The organism is Cupriavidus malaysiensis, assembly GCF_001854325.1.
GTDB classification, from domain to species: domain Bacteria; phylum Pseudomonadota; class Gammaproteobacteria; order Burkholderiales; family Burkholderiaceae; genus Cupriavidus; species Cupriavidus malaysiensis.
The window spans coordinates 1345704-1362293 of record NZ_CP017755.1 but is presented as its reverse complement, the minus strand read 5'-3'; the positions used below and the strand labels follow the sequence as shown (position 1 = coordinate 1362293).

Sequence of the window (16590 nt, the reverse complement as noted above, 5' to 3'; positions counted from 1 at the left end):
GCCATCAAGCCGCAGCGCATACCCCGCTTGACAGATCCTTCGCCGTAACGAATGCATCGGCAAAGAAGCTGCCGCGCGGCAAGCCGCAGATCCGGGAGAAGTCCTGTCGGGCGCTCTCCACCACGATCGGCGCACCGCAAGCATAGACGTGGTAGGCCGCCAGATCGGCGATGTCCTCCATCACTGCGCGATGGACCCATCCGGTGCGCCCCTGCCAGGCATCCGCATCGCAAGCGTCCGACACGACAGGGATATAGGAAAATCCGTCCCATGCCGCTGCCCAATGCCGGCAAAGCGCATCCATGTACAGGTCAGCGGGTCGACGCCCCCCCCAATACAGGCGCATCGGCCGGTGGATACCAAGACGCATGGCCTCCTCGACCATGGCCTTGATAGGGGCGAATCCAGTGCCACTTGCCAGCAGGATGACCGGCGCATCCGCCTCCCGCAACCACATACTGCCGTACGGCCCCTCCACCTGCACGATGTGGCCGGTGCCGGGCCGCGACTCCCGCTCATTGAACAGGCCATCGGTAAAGCGGCCGCCTGGGCAATGCCGGATGTGAAACTCCAGGCAATCTCCCCTGCCTGAAGCCTGCGCGATGGAGTAGCTGCGGCGAACGCCCTCCCTGGTCGTCAGATCGACGTACTGCCCCGGGCGGAAATCAAGCTCCGCCTCGCGCGGCAGCTTGATGCTGAGGATCAGTACATCCGCCGCCCCTGTCCGCCGAATCCCGGCAACGCGCCCGAGCAGCTTGCGGACCGGCAGTGGTTGCCTGCCCGTGGGTAATGTGCTCGACAGCACCAGGTCACTGCGCGCGCTCGCCCTGCAGCACAGGACCTCGCCGGACTCGGCGCCATCCATTGCCACAGGCTCCTCCGCGCTTCGATCGATCTGCCCGGAAATCAATTGGACCCGGCAAGCCCCGCATATGCCCTGGCGGCAACTGTGCGCAAGTGCTACACCCTGCCGCAGGGCGGCATCCAGCAACATCTCTCCGGCCTCCGCGAAGAACATAGCGCCGCCCGGCTCCAGCGTTACCGCATAGCTCATGGCCGCTCCAGGCGAAATGCCGGTCGGCGCTTCTCCTTGAACGCTGCGATCCCCTCGCGGTAATCGGCAGTACCCGCCGCCCAGCCCTGGGCCGTAGCCTCGAGTGCCAGCGTTTGCGCCAACGTCGAAGTCATGGCTGCCGCAAGCAACCGCTTCTCCTCGCGCAGCGCATCCTGCGGCCCGTTGGCGAGCACTTCCGCCAGCGCGCGCGCGCGCGTATCGAGTTCCTCGTCGGGCACGAGCAGATCGGCCAGCCCCCAGTCATAGGCATCCTCCCCGCCGATCTGCTCGGCAGTCGCAATCAAGCGAAACGTCCGGCTCCCGCCGATGCGCCGCGCCAGAAGCCAATGCCCACCGGAATCCAGGATGCCGCCAAGGCGCGCGAATGGCGAAGCGAAGGCTGCAGACGGACTGGCCATCACGAGATCACAAGCGAGAGCCAGGCCGAGGCCCACGCCCATCGCCGCGCCGCCCACTGCAGCGATGGTCGGCTGCGGAACCTTGCTCAAGGATTCGATAAGCGGATTGATCTCTTCGTGCAAGATGGCCGCAGCATCCTCGCCCGCCACGGCGTCCGAAAGATCACGCCCCGCGCAAAACGCGGCGCCCTGCGCGCGCAGCAGCACCGTTCGCACGGAGCGGCTCCGGCCGGCTTCATCAAGAACCGTGCGCAGCGCCCGCACCATCTGCGTCGTCAAGGCGTTGCGCTTGGCAGGGCGGGCCAGGGTAACACTCAGCACCCCGCCGACTTCGACAACTTCCAACTCGCTCACAATGATGCTCCTTCGTACATGCTCTCGATCAGGGATTCCCACTTGCGCTCGATCACGCGCCGCTTGAGCTTCATGGTTGGCGTGACCTCCTCATGGGCCGGCGTCAGTTCGACCGGCAGGATGCGAAAATCCTTGATCGACTCGACGCGGGCAAACTTTGCATTGACGGCTTCGACCACCTTGCCGATGAGCATGCGGATCTGAGGCACGGCCACAAGACTGGCGAAATCCGTATATGCAAGCTGCGCCTCTTGCGCAAACTTCTCGACGTTCTCCCGGTCGATCATGATGATGGCCGTCAGGTACTTCCGCCGGTCGCCGATGACCAGCGCATCACTGATATACGACGAGAACTTGAGGGCGTTCTGAATTTCGCTTGGCGTAATATTCTTGCCGCCGGATGTGATCAGGATGTCCTTGAGACGATCGGTGATATAGAGATAGCCATCATCGTCGAAGCGGCCCACATCGCCTGTATGGAGCCAGCCATCCCGTAGTACCTCGGCTGTCTTGGACTCCTGATTCAGATAGCCCACGAAGACATTGGCCCCGCGAACCAGAATCTCGCCATTCTCAGCAATGCGAACCCGGCAGCCTCCCGCAGGGCGGCCTACCGAGCCCAGGCGCCGGGCATGCCGCAGGTTCGCCGAAATCGTGCCGCATTCGGTCATGCCGTAAAGCTCGAGCAAGACAATGCCAAGCGCCCCGTACCACTGCACGAGCTCCGGCGAGATGGGCGCGCCGCCGCTTGCAATCGAACGCGCCCGCTCAAGTCCCATGCTGGTTCGGACGCCACGCAGCACCACCGGATCCGCAATGGAGAGCGCAAGTTTCAGCCACGCTGGAGGGGAAACCCCCTTCGCAGCCAGCCTTTCCCGACGCATGCCTAGCGCCATCGCACAACCAAAAGCCCAACGCCGCAAGCGCGTGCCTTCCTTCAACCACATGTCTACCTGTGAGTACAGCTTCTCCCAGATGCGCGGAACCGCCAGCATGAATTCCGGCTGAACTTCACGGACATCATCAAGGACCGTCGCAGGACTCTCCACGAAGTTGGAGACAACACCGCGGTACATGGAAAAGTAGGTGAAATACCGCTCTGCGATATGGCACAGGGGAAGGAACGCGAGACGGTCATCGCCCTCATGCATCTCCCAGAGCGGAGCGCTGTTGACCACCTGGAACACCAGGTTGGCATGGCTGACCATTGCCCCTTTCGGCGGACCTGTGGTGCCCGAGGTGTACACCAGAATTGCCAGCGAATCCGGAAGGACCTTCCCTGTCTGGCGCGCGAACCAGTCTGGCTGGGCACGCGAGAACGCGGCGCCGCGGAGCAGGAAATCGGCAAAGCTGCAGACCATGTCGTCGGCAAGGTCGCGCAGCCCTGCCAAGTCGAAGACAACAATGAGTCTCAATGCGGGCAACGTCTCCCTGATCGCCAGTACCTTGTCGAGTTGCGCGTCGTTCTCGACAAAGATGATGGAGGCATTGCAGTCTCCCGCCAGGTAGGCCACCTGGCTGCTGGAATCAGTCGGATAGATGCCCGCGACCACCATCCCGATGCCGAGCAGTCCCATGTCGCAGTACATCCATTCCGGACGCGTGCTGCTGAGAATGCAGGCAGACTCGCCGCCACGGAATCCGCTAGCCGCCAGGGACGCCGCAACCTGGCGTGCGGCGTCGCCGAATTGCCGCCAGCTTATGTCTTCCCAGGTCCCGCCCTGCTTGCGGCGCAACGCTACGCGATCGCCCCACTTGCCAACCAGAGCCTGGAACATCGTGGCAACCGTCGAACCGATGCTGGCGTCCCGACGAATCTCCTCCTTCTGGAGGCGGTAGTCCTGCCGCTGTCTCTCCGGCGTTCCCTCGCCGGGGACTAAGGTGAGAGTGCTCAATTCGCTATCCCCATATCTGCCTGCGTTTCCAGCCCCAGCCTTCCCTCGCCATGACATCCTGCGCTCCCAGATAGAAATCCCCGATATGTTCACGCTTCGCGCGTAGTGCTCGTCCAAGCGGTGAGCGCAGGATGCCGACACCCGGCCACACCCAGCCAGCGAAGGCCGCGAGCACAACCATGCAGACGCCGGAGCACCACAAGGCCGTTGAATCTGCCCGTCACCGACTCCATCTTGCTGATCAACTGCTCGACAATCCCTGCAAAGGCGAGCGCGGTAACGGCAAGACAGGTGGCGGCCAGTCTCAAGCCCGGCAACCCCATCAGGCCGTGGATACTGCCGACCGAATTTCCCGCGAAGATGAACCGGGACCGGATCGACATGAGTTGTCTCCTTCCTCTACGCACACGTCTCCGTAGTTCTCTGTAGTTCTCTGTCCTGCAAAGTGCGCGTCCCCAGTATAATACGAATTCGACTTCGTAAAACAATCTATTTGTATTGCATGGAGACGGCATGAACCACCCGGACTGGAACGAACACGGGCGTCGGCAGCAACTGGCGCGCTTCGGCTACCGCACCGATGCGCAGGCGCCGGCGCCACTCGCCTTCGACGCCGAATGGAGTCGCCTGCAGGCGGACTTCCCTTGCCCCCCCGGGCAGCGCGTGCCCACCTATGCGGCCCTCGACACCGCCGCCGCCGAACTCGCCAGGCAGTACATGCGCGACCGCTTCCAGCTCGACAGCCTGCTCAACCAATGCGACGCCATCCATGCCGACATCGTTGCCCTGGGGCCGCACCCGGAGGTGGTCGAACGCTACGCCAGCGCGCGCGACGCCTTCGAGGACGCGGTCGAGCGCTTCGGTGTGCTGCGCGGCCGGCTGCAGTCGGCTCTGGCCGCCGCAGCCACCGCCGGTGACGCGCCTGGCGCCGGTGCGCCGGCCGATATAATCCGCCCATCCAAGGAGGATTCGTGATGGCGAAGGCGGCAACGACCAAGGCCCGGCAAGTCAGCTGGGAAGAGTTGAGCGCAGGGCTGGCCGGGCAGGTTCCCTTCTCGCCGAAGGCGATCATCAGCACGGTGTTCGGCGACATGCTCTCGCCCGGGCGCGGGTCGGTCTGGCTGAGCAGCATCGTGCAGCTGGTGAGCGCGTTCGGACTGGAAGCGTCCCACGTGCGCACCGCCGCGCTCAGGCTGGTGTACGACGGCTGGCTCGATGCGGTACGCAGTGGCAAGTACAGCTACTACTCGCTCAGCAAGGAAACGTTCGAGAACACCCGGGACTACTTCGAACGCGTCTATGGTGAGCCCAGGTCCGCCTGGGACGGCAGCTGGCAGATCGTGCTGTTCGAACCCGACAACCTTGACAAGCGTGTCGTGGCCGATCTCAAGCTGCGACTGCAATGGCTCGGCTTCGGGCCGTTCGCGCCCAATCTCTACGCGGCGCCGGGTAACGACCCCGGCGCCTGCCAGCACCTGGTGCGCGAGCTGAAGATCGAGGGCAAGGTGCAGATACTGAGCGCGACGCCGGCAAGCCAGATGGCGCCGGCGCCCATGGAGGCCACCATCCGCAAGGCCTGGCGCCTGGACGCGGTGGAGGCCGGGTACCGGGACTTCATCGCGCTGTTCGGACCGGTGCAGGCGGCGCTGTCGGACGGGGCGATTCCCCCGGCAGCCGCCTTCCAGGTGCGCACCCTGCTGGTGCTGGCCTATCGCCGCATCGTCTTGCAGGATCCCAAGCTGCCGCTGCAGCTGCTGCCCTCCTCATGGGCCGGCACCGAAGCCCATGCGCTGTGCCGCGCGCTGTATTTCCAGCTCCTGCCGCCCTCCGAAGTGTTTCTCGCCGAGACGGTGCAGACCAGCGAAGGCGTTCTCGCCCCCGTCTCGGACGAGGTATTGCGGCGCTTCGGCGGCGCGCCGTCCGCGGCGCCGGTCTTGCAGGGCCGGCGCCGGGCCGCAAAGGCGCCTGCGGCGTAGCGCAATATGGCGTCGCCAGTGCGGTCCATGCGCGGGCCGCACTGGCGCCGATCCGCTAAAGTCCGGAAGGTTCGTCAAGCGTCTTGCGCCAGCAGCCGGTGACGCGCGGCCTGATACTCGGCCTGCAGTTGCGCAACGATCCGCGCTGTCGGCCGAATCTCATCCATCAACCCGACGCCCTGTCCGGCCCCCCAGATATCCTTCCACGCCTTGATCTTGCTCGCGCCGCCCGAGAGATCCATCTTGCTCTTGTCGGATAGCGGCAGGTTGTCCGGATCCAGCCCGGCGTTCAGAATGCTCTGCCGCATATAGTTGCCGTGGACACCGGAAAACAGGTTGGTATAGACGATATCGGCAGCATTGGCCCCCACGATGGCCTGCTTGTAGCCCTCGGCGGCATTGCTTTCCTGCGAGGCAATGAAACGCGTGCCGATGTACGCGAGATCGGCGCCCATGGCGCGCGCGGCGAGGATGGCTTCACCGTTGGCAATCGCGCCCGACAGCACCAGCGGGCCGTCGAAGAATTTCCGGACTTCGCCGACCAGTGCGAAGGGGGACAGGGTCCCCGCGTGGCCGCCTGCGCCGGCAGCCACCACGATGAGACCATCCACTCCGGCTTCCAGCGCCTTCCGCGCATGGCGTACGCTGATGACATCGTGCAGGACGATGCCCCCGTAGCCATGCACCGCGTCGAGGATCTCCTTTACCGGTGCCTGCAAGCTGGTGATGAAGATCGGCACTTTGTGATCGATGCAGACGCGCACGTCACGTTCCAGCCTGGTATTCGACTGGTGCACGATCTGATTGACCGCGAGCGGCCCGACGGGCTGGCCAGGGTTAGCCGCTCTGAAGGCGCTCAGTTCCTCGGCGATGCGGGTCAACCATTCGTCGAGCAACTCCGGGTGGCGTGCGTTGAGCGTCGGAAAGGCGCCGACGATGCCCGCCTTGCATTGTGCGAGAACCAGTTCCGGATAGCTGACGATGAACATGGGAGAGGCCATCACGGGCAACGCCAGATTCTGCAGGATTGAGGGAAGGGCCATGGGCTCTGTTTCCTTGGGGATGATCGATATCAACGGTTTCAAGGCTGGAGGTCTGCTGCGGTCGGCTTCATGCGGCAGGGCCGAGTCTGCGGACGGCTTCCTCGAACAGGGAGTCTGCATCGGTCACGCTGGCACCGGCCCGCATGACAGCCGAGCTCAGGCCTTCGACCTGACTCAGCTGCCAGTCGGCAAAGTAGGACGAACAGGCTTCCAGTTCGTCGGCCAGCGAGGGCGGGCACCGGAACGCAGCCGTGCCGCTTTGGGCGAGTAACGCGGCATGAAGCAAGCGCCAACCACCGAAGAGCCTGCCGCAGGCCTCGAGATAGGCTTCGGCCACCGCGAGCGCGCTCTCGTTCCGGTCTTCGCCCTGCCTGACGATCCAGTCCGTGGCTGCGGTGACCTGCGACAGCGCCGCGGCAAGCTGGGCGCCGGCACGGCACAGGCGCGGCGCTGGCGAAGCTTGCAGGCGTGAGGCGGTATCCATTACCTTTCTGGCCATCAGTGCGAATGCCGCTCCCCCATCTCCTATTACCTTGCGATGCACCAGATCGTTCGCTTGTATGGTGGTGGTTCCCTCGTAGATGGTGGTGATCCGTGCATCGCGTACCAGCTGTGCTACGCCGGTGTCCTCGATATACCCGGCCCCGCCGAAGATCTGCAGCGCGGCATTGGTGGAGTCGACCGCCATTTCCGAAATCCAGCCCTTTACGATGGGGGTCAGGAAACCGAGCAAGCGCTGTGCCTCCTGCTGTTCAGCGGTTGACGCGGGGGAGCCGAGCGCATCGATCAGCGAAGCGCTGTAGTAGGTCAGATTGCGTGCGGCATGAGTATTGGCCTGTAGATTCAGCAGCGCGCGCCTGACTCCCGGATGATGGATGATCGCGACTGCTTTCCCGCCGGATGCCTTATGGCGCCCCTGGATGCGGGTGGCGGCGTAGGAGAAGGCCGCCTGGCTGGCACGTTCGGCTATGCCCGTGCCCTGCAGGCCGAGACTGAAGCGCGCCAGATTCATCATCACGAACATCGCATTGAGGCCCTGATTCTCTTCGCCGATCAAGAAGCCCTGGGCCCCGCCCATCTCGCCGTAGACCATCACCGCCGTAGGGCTGCCGTGAATGCCGAGTTTGTTCTCCAGCGCTACGCATCTGACATCGTTTCGCTCGCCGATCGCCCCGCTGCCGCCGACCAGGAACTTCGGCACGAGGAACAAGGATAGGCCTTTCACACCGGCGGGCGCATCCGGCAAACGGGCAAGTACAAGGTGGACGATGTTCTCGGCGAGATCATGCTCGCCAAATGTGATGAAGATCTTCTGCCCGGAAATCCTGTAATGCCCGGGACCACGGCTGGGGTCCGGGATGGCCCTCGCGCGGATCAGCGATAGATCCGAGCCCGCTTGCGGCTCCGTGATGTTCATGGTGCCCGGCCAGGTTCCCGTCACCATCTTCGACGCATACCGTTCGATGATCGTGGCCGACGCCGAGGCAAGCAGTGCGTCGACCGCGCCGACGTTGCCCACCGGGCACAGCGCGAAAGCGGGATTGGCTGCATTCCACATTTCGGCAAGAGGCGCCCACGCCAGGCGCGTAAGTCCCAAGCCGCCAAGCTCAACGGGAAGCGGGGCGCCCGGCCAGCCACCGTCGATGAATTGCTTGTACGCGCTGCGCGCGGCTTCGGAGGTGGTGACCTTCCCGTCGGCGTGCAGTACGGGATGCGTGGTGTCCGAATGGCGGCTCAACGGCAGCAGGATGTCTTCGGTCAGGCGGGCGTTTGCGGCAAGGATGCCCTGGAACGTCTCCCAATCCAGGTCTTCCTTTACTGCCAATCGCGGGTTGCCATTCGTCGCGGTGGCAACGGCAAAGGCGAGCGCTTCAAGCGGGGCTACATAGGGTGTCATTCCGTTCTTCATTCTTCTTCCCTTTCTGGGTTGACTCGGCGGGTACCCCTCGGCGCTGTCCAGCCCGCAATGCAGGAACGGGTGCCTGCGAGGATGCGGATGCCCGCCGGAAGTGAGATTTCGTCGCTCACTGAGCTCTTGCAATGTAATACAAAATCATCTAACTTACATCTTAAATTTGTATTACCAAGTCGAGCGCATCGACTGGAGGAGCCAGATGAAACCACGAGGCCTGGTCGCACGGTGGCCTGCGTTCCGCGCATTGCTGCCATGCGTTGGGAGGACGCAGGTAAGAGGTGTATCGGACAAAGAGATTGCGCTGGGCGGCTACGGTGCTCTCAGCGGCATCGGTGCTTCCTGGAGAAGCACCAGCGCGAATGCCGTGCGTCTGGGCTTGGTCGAGGTCGATGCGAGGGGGCGCGATCCGTCCGGCGGTCCGCGCCCCGGCTTCGGTCAAGGCAGGCACACCGGTACCCGCCAACTGATTCTTCAGCAGGTGCATGGTGGTTGCCGGATACCGGTGGTGGACCAACCGTGACGCGGCAAGTGGCATGCGCGCCGGGATCCAGCGATCTTCCGCATGACGCCAGAGCGTCCGAGCCTGGCGCCGATCCGCTTTGACTCCAAGCCGAACCCAGTCTGCCAAACCGGCAGACAACGCGCCGTAGACCTGCGATCTGCCCCTTCTTTTTTTTCAACAGGAGAACAACATGAAGTACTACGACAAGGGAGATACCCTTCCTGCGGACTATCGGAAAGCCTTGATCCATTTGCTCAGCTTCCAGGCGGATTCCGAGTATGCCGGCGCCCAGCGGGTCGGCGAGAACCTCTGCTTCGCGCCGCGGCCGGAGGAGGCCTATCGGCTCGCCAAGAAGACGATGGAGGAATACGGCCATGCTTTCTATCTGTGGACCGTGCTGGAGGACCTTGGCATCGACGTAAAGCCCAGGCTTGCGGAACTGCGCGACCATCCTGAGAACCCCGACCCGGCGCGGGTCAACGTGATCAACGGGTTTCGCCGGTCCTACTGGCGCGACCAGTTCCAGTGCTGGGAGGACGTGGCGATGATGTCGTGCGTCGCAACCCCTGGCGCGGTGATCTTCCTGGGGCAGTACACGAAATGCTCTTACCTCCCCTGGGCCCGCGCCTCGGAACGGATCGCGCGCGAGGAGGTGGGGCACATGGGCTTCGGCCTGTGGGCCGTCAAACGTGCGATCGAATTCGGCGGCTCGCAAGCGTGGGAGCGGCTGCAACGGCGCGTGCCAAAGTTTCTGGCGATGGGGATGGGCATGTACGGCCGTCCTTCCCTGGCAGGGGAAACGCAGTCTGCCAATTTCGAGCGCTACTACGACATGGGTCTGAAGATCCTGCGGCCGGAAGCGTGCCAGGCACAGTACCTTGAACTCGTCAGAAAGCGCATTCAGGAGGCCGGCCTCGAGTGGGTCGACGACGTTCAGCCGGACTATGACCAGCGCATGGGCTATGCGATGGACGATCAGGAACTCGATTCACGGCTTGCCGCTGAGTAAGACGAGAGAACCCGAAAGGAGCAAAGATGTCATTGGTATTGTCTGAGCGCATCGGGCGCGTCGGGCTGGTCACGTTGAACCGGCCCGAAGCAAAGAACGCGCTGAACGAAGCACTGGTTCTCGAGCTTAGCCGCATTGTGTGTGCCCTCGACGAAGACCCGGAAATCGGTGCGATCGTCGTGACCGGCGGCGAATCCTGCTTCAGCGTGGGCGCCGATATCAAGGAGATGACCGAGAAGACATTCGCCGAAGCCTATGTGCGGAATTTCGTCAGCCGTGATTGGGAAGTGCTGTCGTATTGCCGCAAGCCCGTCATCGCGGCGGTTGCCGGCTACGCCATTGGTGGCGGCTGCGAGTTCGCGCTGATGAGCGATATCGTGGTGGCCGACGCTAGCGCGCGCTTCGGGCAGCCGGAGGTCTCGGTCGGCACCATTCCCGGCGGCGGTGGCACTCAGCGCCTGGCCCGCTCCATTGGCAAGGCAAAAGCGATGGAGCTCTGCCTGACGGGGCGGCTGCTTGGCGCGGATGAGGCGGAGCGCATCGGCATCGTCTCGATCCTGGTTCCAGCCGGGGACCATATCCGGACAGCCCTGGAAATGGCGGCGCGTATCGCCGGATACTCGCTACCCATTGTCGAGATGATCAAGGAAAGCGTCAACGCGGCCTTCGATACGGGCCTCAGCGGCGGCCTTCGCTTCGAGCGCCGCCTTCTGCACGCGACCTTTGCTCTGGATGACCAGAAGGAAGCCATGCGCGCTTTCGCTGACCGGCGCAAACCTGTCTTCCTTCATCGGTGAACATGATGCGAAATAGAGAGTGGCGCCTGGAGCGTCGGCCGGAAGGAGCGGTCTCCTCCACAGACCTCGTGCTTCACGACAGCCAGATCGGCATGCCGGACCGAGGGCAGTTCCTTGTTCGCGTGACCACCGTGTCGATTGATCCTGCCATGCGGGGATGGATGAGCCCGTTGCGCTCCTACATCCCGCCGGTGGCGCTCGGCCAGCCGATGCGGGCAATCTCGGCGGGCGTCGTCATCGCATCCCGCCACGCGGAGTTCCCGGAAGGCACGCGGGTTACCGGCCTGTTCGGCTTGCGCGAGCATGCGCTGTCGGATGGGCTTATGGAAGGTGTCGGCGTGCGCCGCATTCCGGACGATATCCCGGATGAGGTCGCGCTCGGCACTTGCGGTCTGGCGGGAATGACCGCCTACTTCGGTTTGTTCGACGTCGGCCGCCCGGCCCCCGGGGATACGCTTGTGGTGTCGGCAGCGGCGGGCTCGGTGGGCTCGGCCGTCGTGCAGTTGGGGCGACTGGCCGGATGCCACGTGATTGGAGTGGCGAGTTCCCGGCGCCGCGAAGCGGTGCTCGGCGATGGCGCGCACGAGGTGGTTGACTACACCGGCGGCGATGTCGACCAGCGGCTGAAGGCCCTGTGCAGGCAGGGCATCGATATCTACTTCGACAACGTCGGTGGCGCGGTGCTCGACGCGGCACTGAAGCGGATCAATACCGGCGGGCGCGTCGTGCTGTGCGGCGGCATTTCGCAATACAACGCACGCAAGCCGGTCGGACCCGCCAACTACCTTGCACTGATCGGGCAGCGCGCCACCATGCGCGGCTTCGTCTATTTCGACTATGAGTCTCAGTTTGCCATGGCGGAGCACCGGCTCTGGGACTGGCATCGTTCCGGAGCGCTACGCCAGCGTGTCGACATCGTCGACGGGATCGAGCATGCACTGCAGGCGATCGCGCGCGTGTTCGAGGGCAGCAACACCGGCAAGCAACTGCTGCGGCTGCATGGCGCGACAGGAGGAGAGTCGTGAGAATCATCAGACGGTATGCCTCTGCGCTCACCGTGCCGGCAGCGCGCCTGGAGGCGTTGCGGGCGCGCTTGCGCACCACCAGCTGGCCGGTGGCCAGCCCGGGCGCGGGGTGGTCCTTCGGCGTGGACCAGGAGTGGTTGCGCGCCCTGTCTGCCCGGTGGGAAGCCGGGGACGGCTTCGCCCTGCTGGAGAAGGCGCTGAACGCCGTGCCTTCCGTGTTCTTCGAGGTCGAGACGGAAGGATTCGGCACCTTGCACGTCCATGCCTTCGTTGCCGGCGGCAGCGGTGATGCCCGGCCCATCCTGATGACGCATGGCTGGCCAAGCCTGCCGGTCGAGTACGTCCCGGTCATCGAGCAGTTGCGGGCGCGGGAGCGCCACGGCGGCGGCAGGGGAAGCCCTACGCTGGTGGCCCCCTCGCTGCCCGGGTTCGGCTGGTCGTCTGCGCCGTCCAGGCCGATGCATGCCCGGGACATCGCTCGCCTATGGCGGCTGCTGATCGACGAAGGGCTTGAACTCGGTCCCGTGATTGCGCACGGCGGCGACTGGGGTGCCGTGGTCTCCAGCTGGCTGGCGGTCGATGCACCGGAACGGGTTGCAGGCCTGCACTTGACGATGATGGGGTTGAAGCCGGATATCGACGCGTCAGACCCGCTTGACGACGCCGAGCGCTCCTGGATTCGCCACACCCAGAAACGGCTTGCCGTGGATGGCGGTTACCGCGAACTGCAGGCCAGCCGGCCATCCACGCTGTCGGTGGGGCTGGCCGACTCGCCAGCATTCGTGCTGGCATGGATCGCCGAAAAGCTGCACCAGTGGTCCGGCCCCGCTGCGCAGCAGGATCCCGAGCGTCTCCAGTCGGCAATCCTGACCCTTGCATCCAGCTACTGGCTGACCGGCAGCCTGGGCTCCGCCGCGTGGATCTACTGGGCCGACCGCCACGCGCCGCAAGCGCTGGCTGGCGGCGAGCGCTGCGTGGTCCCTACCGGATACTCCGGCTTCGGCGGCGGCTTCTTCCCGCCTCCGCCCAGCCGCTGGATCGAACGGGCGCACCGGCTGATCTATCGCAACGAGCATCCGGTTGGCGGACACTTTCCGGGGTGGATGGCAAGCGCGGCACTGGCGGATGAACTCCAGCGTTTCACTATTGCGCTGAATACCTGAAGTTGCCACTGTGCCAGCTACGCCGCAGGCGCCTTTGCGGCCCGGCGCCGGCCCTGCAAGACCGGCGCCGCGGACGGCGCGCCGCCGAAGCGCCGCAATACCTCGTCCGAGACGGGGGCGAGAACGCCTTCGCTGGTCTGCACCGTCTCGGCGAGAAACACTTCGGAGGGCGGCAGGAGCTGGAAATACAGCGCGCGGCACAGCGCATGGGCTTCGGTGCCGGCCCATGAGGAGGGCAGCAGCTGCAGCGGCAGCTTGGGATCCTGCAAGACGATGCGGCGATAGGCCAGCACCAGCAGGGTGCGCACCTGGAAAGCGGCTGCCGGGGGAATCGCCCCGTCCGACAGCGCCGCCTGCACCGGTCCGAACAGCGCGATGAAGTCCCGGTACCCGGCCTCCACCGCGTCCAGGCGCCAGGCCTTGCGGATGGTGGCCTCCATGGGCGCCGGCGCCATCTGGCTTGCCGGCGTCGCGCTCAGTATCTGCACCTTGCCCTCGATCTTCAGCTCGCGCACCAGGTGCTGGCAGGCGCCGGGGTCGTTACCCGGCGCCGCGTAGAGATTGGGCGCGAACGGCCCGAAGCCGAGCCATTGCAGTCGCAGCTTGAGATCGGCCACGACACGCTTGTCAAGGTTGTCGGGTTCGAACAGCACGATCTGCCAGCTGCCGTCCCAGGCGGACCTGGGCTCACCATAGACGCGTTCGAAGTAGTCCCGGGTGTTCTCGAACGTTTCCTTGCTGAGCGAGTAGTAGCTGTACTTGCCACTGCGTACCGCATCGAGCCAGCCGTCGTACACCAGCCTGAGCGCGGCGGTGCGCACGTGGGACGCTTCCAGTCCGAACGCGCTCACCAGCTGCACGATGCTGCTCAGCCAGACCGACCCGCGCCCGGGCGAGAGCATGTCGCCGAACACCGTGCTGATGATCGCCTTCGGCGAGAAGGGAACCTGCCCGGCCAGCCCTGCGCTCAACTCTTCCCAGCTGACTTGCCGGGCCTTGGTCGTTGCCGCCTTCGCCATCACGAATCCTCCTTGGATGGGCGGATTATATCGGCCGGCGCACCGGCGCCAGGCGCGTCACCGGCGGTGGCTGCGGCGGCCAGAGCCGACTGCAGCCGGCCCCGCAGCACACCGAAGCGCTCGACCGCGTCCTCGAAGGCGTCGCGCGCGCTGGCGTAGCGTTCGACCACCTCCGGGTGCGGCCCCAGGGCAACGATGTCGGCATGGATGGCGTCGCATTGGTTGAGCAGGCTGTCGAGCTGGAAGCGGTCGCGCATGTACTGCCTGGCGAGTTCGGCGGCGGCGGTGTCGAGGGCCGCATAGGTGGGCACGCGCTGCCCGGGGGGGCAAGGGAAGTCCGCCTGCAGGCGACTCCATTCGGCGTCGAAGGCGAGTGGCGCCGGCGCCTGCGCATCGGTGCGGTAGCCGAAGCGCGCCAGTTGCTGCCGACGTCCGTGTTCGTTCCAGCCTGGGTGGTTCATGCCGTCTCCATGCAATACAAATAGATTGTTTTAAGAAGTAGAATTCGTATTATACTGGGGGCGCGCACTTTGCGTACTCTCTGCGCCGGCCTGACCGCCATCCGCGGCTCCAGATGCCCGGCAACGCGGAGGCGTGGCACAGCAGACCTGAGCAGGCATTCCCTCCTGAAACGACCCGAAGGGGCATGCGTCCCCGCGGTCAACCATCAAAGGTGAGCTAGCAATCATGGCAGTCGAGACATCTCACATCACAGTTGCGGTATCGGATCGGGTAATGCACATCACCTTGAATCGCCCGGAAAAGAAGAATGCGCTGACAAGGCAGATGTACATCGCCATCGCAGAGCATCTGAAGCACGCGGCAAACAGCGCGGAGATAGCCGCGGTGCTGGTGACCGGCGCCGGCACCTCGTTCTCTGCCGGCAATGACCTCGCCGACTTTATCGACGCGCCGGAAGACCTGGCCACCTCACCCGCATTTGCCTTCCTGGACGCGATCAGCACATTTCCGAAGCCATTGCTGGCCGCGGCGCAGGGACATGTGATTGGCGTTGGCATGACCTTCCTGCTGCATTGCGACCTTGTGCTGGCGGCGCCGTCGATCCGGGCAAGCGTGCCTTTTGTGCAGCTTGGTCTCTGCCCCGAAGCCGCCTCCAGCTATTTGCTGCCAGCAGCGCTGGGGCACCAGCGCGCGATGGCGAGCTTTCTGCTTGGTGAAAGCATGTCCGCTACGCAGCTGGCCGAAGCCGGTCTGGTTTACAAGGTGGTGGATGACGACGCCTTGCTCGCAACCGCGAAGGCATTGGCCGCCAGGCTGGCGTCGCTCCCGCTGCAAGCCGCCATGGCCACGAAGAAGCTCGTTAAAAGCCATGCCGCACCAGCTGTCAAGGCAGCCCTCGCCGCGGAAGCAAAGGAGTTCCAGCGCCTCATGAAAAGCGCGGACGCACAGGACAGATTCCGCGCTTTTCAACAACGCGCCCGCACGGCCTGATGCGCCACACGCTTTCGGTGTCCCGCAGCGGAAGCCCTCCAGTGTCCTGGATCACGAGTTCGTGGACCAAGTCCGCCCTGGATCCGTCCTGAGTCCGCCGATGGTCCGCACGACGCGTCGTCACGAATGCTCGCAAGGTCCCAGCCCTGCCCGGCTTCGCGCCTCGCCTCGCTCGGTTTCTCGACAGACTCAGTGATTCCACGAATTCAAGAATCAGGACACCGGCGCGGCGTCAGATCCGGCACTGCGGCAATCCAGCCATTCGTTGAAAGGAGACATCTTGGGAGCAATACTGATCTCTGTCAGTGCCTCGATCATGCTGGCGCTCGGCGCCGTGCACCTGGCATACACCTTCGCCTCACGTAAACTCCACCCCAAAGAACAGGACGCGGCCGCAAAGATGCAGGCTTCCTCTCCGGTCATCTCCGGCCGGACAACCATGTGGAATGCATGGATCGGATTCAACGCCAGCCATAGCTTCGGCGCGATCCTGTTCGGATTGTTCTACCTGTACCTGGCGCAGGCTGCTCCCGGGCTACTGAGGGCATCCCTGTTTCTCCAGCTGCTCGGCGCATCGGCCTTGGCGGCCTATGCCGCCGTCGCCCAGCGCTACTGGTTCCGTACGCCACTGCTCGGCATACTGCTCGCCTTTTCCCTGTATCTCGCTGGCGCGATTGCGCTGGCGTCATAAGCCGACGCAACTCGGCACGCGCGGATCCGTTCTCTCGGGCAGCGCCTGCGGCGGTCCGCCGGCGCTCGTCATGCAATGTGTCCACTGCGCTGCGACCGCCGCGCAGACACGCCGGTTCCCCACCAGGGAATGACCGATCAGCCTCCATAGCAGACCCGCTTCGGAGCGCCCCCGAACGCTCGCGACAACCAGGCGACGGATCCGCACAGGCGCATCGCGAACACTTTCCTGACAACAGAGTGCGCGCCTTGCTCCAAGTCTTTCAACCAGAAATCG

The 16590-nt window shown here is 64.4% G+C and carries 17 protein-coding genes; 8 read left to right on the top strand and 9 right to left on the bottom strand.

Annotated features, from left to right (window positions below):
• Positions 1 to 4: 4 nt before the first annotated feature.
• The 4 genes from BKK80_RS25615 to BKK80_RS25600 all read right to left on the bottom strand — a co-directional run bounded on the left by BKK80_RS25615 (position 5) and on the right by BKK80_RS25600 (position 4105).
• Entirely contained in the window at positions 5 to 1054 is a 1050-nt protein-coding gene (locus tag BKK80_RS25615) for a 2Fe-2S iron-sulfur cluster-binding protein (RefSeq protein ID WP_071020871.1), read from the bottom strand.
• Positions 1051 to 1827: an enoyl-CoA hydratase/isomerase family protein gene (locus tag BKK80_RS25610; protein ID WP_157903342.1), complete on the bottom strand. Its 777-nt coding sequence runs from the start codon at positions 1825 to 1827 to the stop codon at positions 1051 to 1053. Before BKK80_RS25610 ends, BKK80_RS25615 begins: the two co-directional genes overlap by 4 nt.
• Entirely contained in the window at positions 1824 to 3722 is a 1899-nt protein-coding gene (locus tag BKK80_RS25605; RefSeq protein ID WP_205683744.1) for an AMP-dependent synthetase/ligase, read from the bottom strand. The genes BKK80_RS25610 and BKK80_RS25605 overlap by 4 nt, the downstream gene beginning before the upstream one ends.
• An 89-nt stretch (positions 3723 to 3811) precedes the next feature.
• Complete coding sequence (locus BKK80_RS25600; RefSeq protein WP_071020874.1) at positions 3812 to 4105, bottom strand: hypothetical protein; 294 nt, start codon at positions 4103 to 4105, stop codon at positions 3812 to 3814.
• Positions 4106 to 4235: 130 nt separating this feature from the next.
• Here BKK80_RS25600 and BKK80_RS25595 point away from each other — a divergent pair, with 130 nt between their 5' ends.
• Positions 4236 to 4697: a hypothetical protein gene (locus BKK80_RS25595; protein WP_071020895.1), complete on the top strand. Its 462-nt coding sequence runs from the start codon at positions 4236 to 4238 to the stop codon at positions 4695 to 4697.
• On the top strand, positions 4697 to 5698 hold the full coding sequence (locus BKK80_RS25590) for a PaaX family transcriptional regulator (RefSeq protein WP_071071826.1): 1002 nt from the start codon (positions 4697 to 4699) through the stop codon (positions 5696 to 5698). Before BKK80_RS25595 ends, BKK80_RS25590 begins: the two co-directional genes overlap by 1 nt.
• A 74-nt stretch (positions 5699 to 5772) precedes the next feature.
• Here the strand turns inward: BKK80_RS25590 and BKK80_RS25585 are convergent, their stop codons facing one another.
• The 3 genes from BKK80_RS25585 to BKK80_RS36710 all read right to left on the bottom strand — a co-directional run bounded on the left by BKK80_RS25585 (position 5773) and on the right by BKK80_RS36710 (position 9140).
• Entirely contained in the window at positions 5773 to 6741 is a 969-nt protein-coding gene (locus tag BKK80_RS25585; protein WP_071020881.1) for an NAD(P)H-dependent flavin oxidoreductase, read from the bottom strand.
• A gap of 67 nt (positions 6742 to 6808) precedes the next feature.
• Entirely contained in the window at positions 6809 to 8650 is a 1842-nt protein-coding gene (locus tag BKK80_RS25580) for an acyl-CoA dehydrogenase (protein ID WP_084545755.1), read from the bottom strand.
• Positions 8651 to 8810: 160 nt separating this feature from the next.
• The gene (locus BKK80_RS36710; RefSeq protein WP_157903341.1) at positions 8811 to 9140 is read right to left on the bottom strand and encodes a hypothetical protein; all 330 of its coding nucleotides are present in this window, start codon (positions 9138 to 9140) and stop codon (positions 8811 to 8813) included.
• 208 nt (positions 9141 to 9348) lie between these two features.
• Between BKK80_RS36710 and BKK80_RS25575 the strand changes: the two genes are divergently transcribed.
• The 4 genes from BKK80_RS25575 to BKK80_RS25560 all read left to right on the top strand — a co-directional run bounded on the left by BKK80_RS25575 (position 9349) and on the right by BKK80_RS25560 (position 13152).
• Complete coding sequence (locus BKK80_RS25575) at positions 9349 to 10167, top strand: Phenylacetic acid catabolic protein (protein ID WP_071020886.1); 819 nt, start codon at positions 9349 to 9351, stop codon at positions 10165 to 10167.
• 26 nt (positions 10168 to 10193) lie between these two features.
• Positions 10194 to 10964: an enoyl-CoA hydratase-related protein gene (locus BKK80_RS25570; RefSeq protein WP_071071829.1), complete on the top strand. Its 771-nt coding sequence runs from the start codon at positions 10194 to 10196 to the stop codon at positions 10962 to 10964.
• Between the two features lie 68 nt (positions 10965 to 11032).
• Positions 11033 to 11989 (top strand): NADP-dependent oxidoreductase, encoded by a 957-nt coding sequence (locus BKK80_RS25565; protein ID WP_231908149.1) that lies wholly within the window; start codon positions 11033 to 11035, stop codon positions 11987 to 11989.
• Positions 11986 to 13152 carry an epoxide hydrolase family protein gene (locus BKK80_RS25560; RefSeq protein WP_071071828.1) on the top strand — a complete coding sequence of 389 codons (1167 nt, stop codon included), beginning with the start codon at positions 11986 to 11988 and terminating at the stop codon, positions 13150 to 13152. The genes BKK80_RS25565 and BKK80_RS25560 overlap by 4 nt, the downstream gene beginning before the upstream one ends.
• A 17-nt stretch (positions 13153 to 13169) precedes the next feature.
• On the opposite strand, the gene BKK80_RS25555 is transcribed toward BKK80_RS25560, so the two are convergent.
• On the bottom strand, positions 13170 to 14171 hold the full coding sequence (locus BKK80_RS25555) for a PaaX family transcriptional regulator (protein ID WP_071071826.1): 1002 nt from the start codon (positions 14169 to 14171) through the stop codon (positions 13170 to 13172).
• The gene (locus tag BKK80_RS25550) at positions 14171 to 14632 is read right to left on the bottom strand and encodes a hypothetical protein (protein WP_071071824.1); all 462 of its coding nucleotides are present in this window, start codon (positions 14630 to 14632) and stop codon (positions 14171 to 14173) included. The genes BKK80_RS25555 and BKK80_RS25550 overlap by 1 nt, the downstream gene beginning before the upstream one ends.
• A 274-nt stretch (positions 14633 to 14906) precedes the next feature.
• Between BKK80_RS25550 and BKK80_RS25545 the strand changes: the two genes are divergently transcribed.
• The gene (locus tag BKK80_RS25545) at positions 14907 to 15623 is read left to right on the top strand and encodes an enoyl-CoA hydratase-related protein (protein WP_157903340.1); all 717 of its coding nucleotides are present in this window, start codon (positions 14907 to 14909) and stop codon (positions 15621 to 15623) included.
• A 280-nt stretch (positions 15624 to 15903) separates the two neighbouring features.
• Positions 15904 to 16314 (top strand): LIC_13387 family protein, encoded by a 411-nt coding sequence (locus tag BKK80_RS25540; RefSeq protein WP_205683743.1) that lies wholly within the window; start codon positions 15904 to 15906, stop codon positions 16312 to 16314.
• Positions 16315 to 16590: the final 276 nt, after the last annotated feature.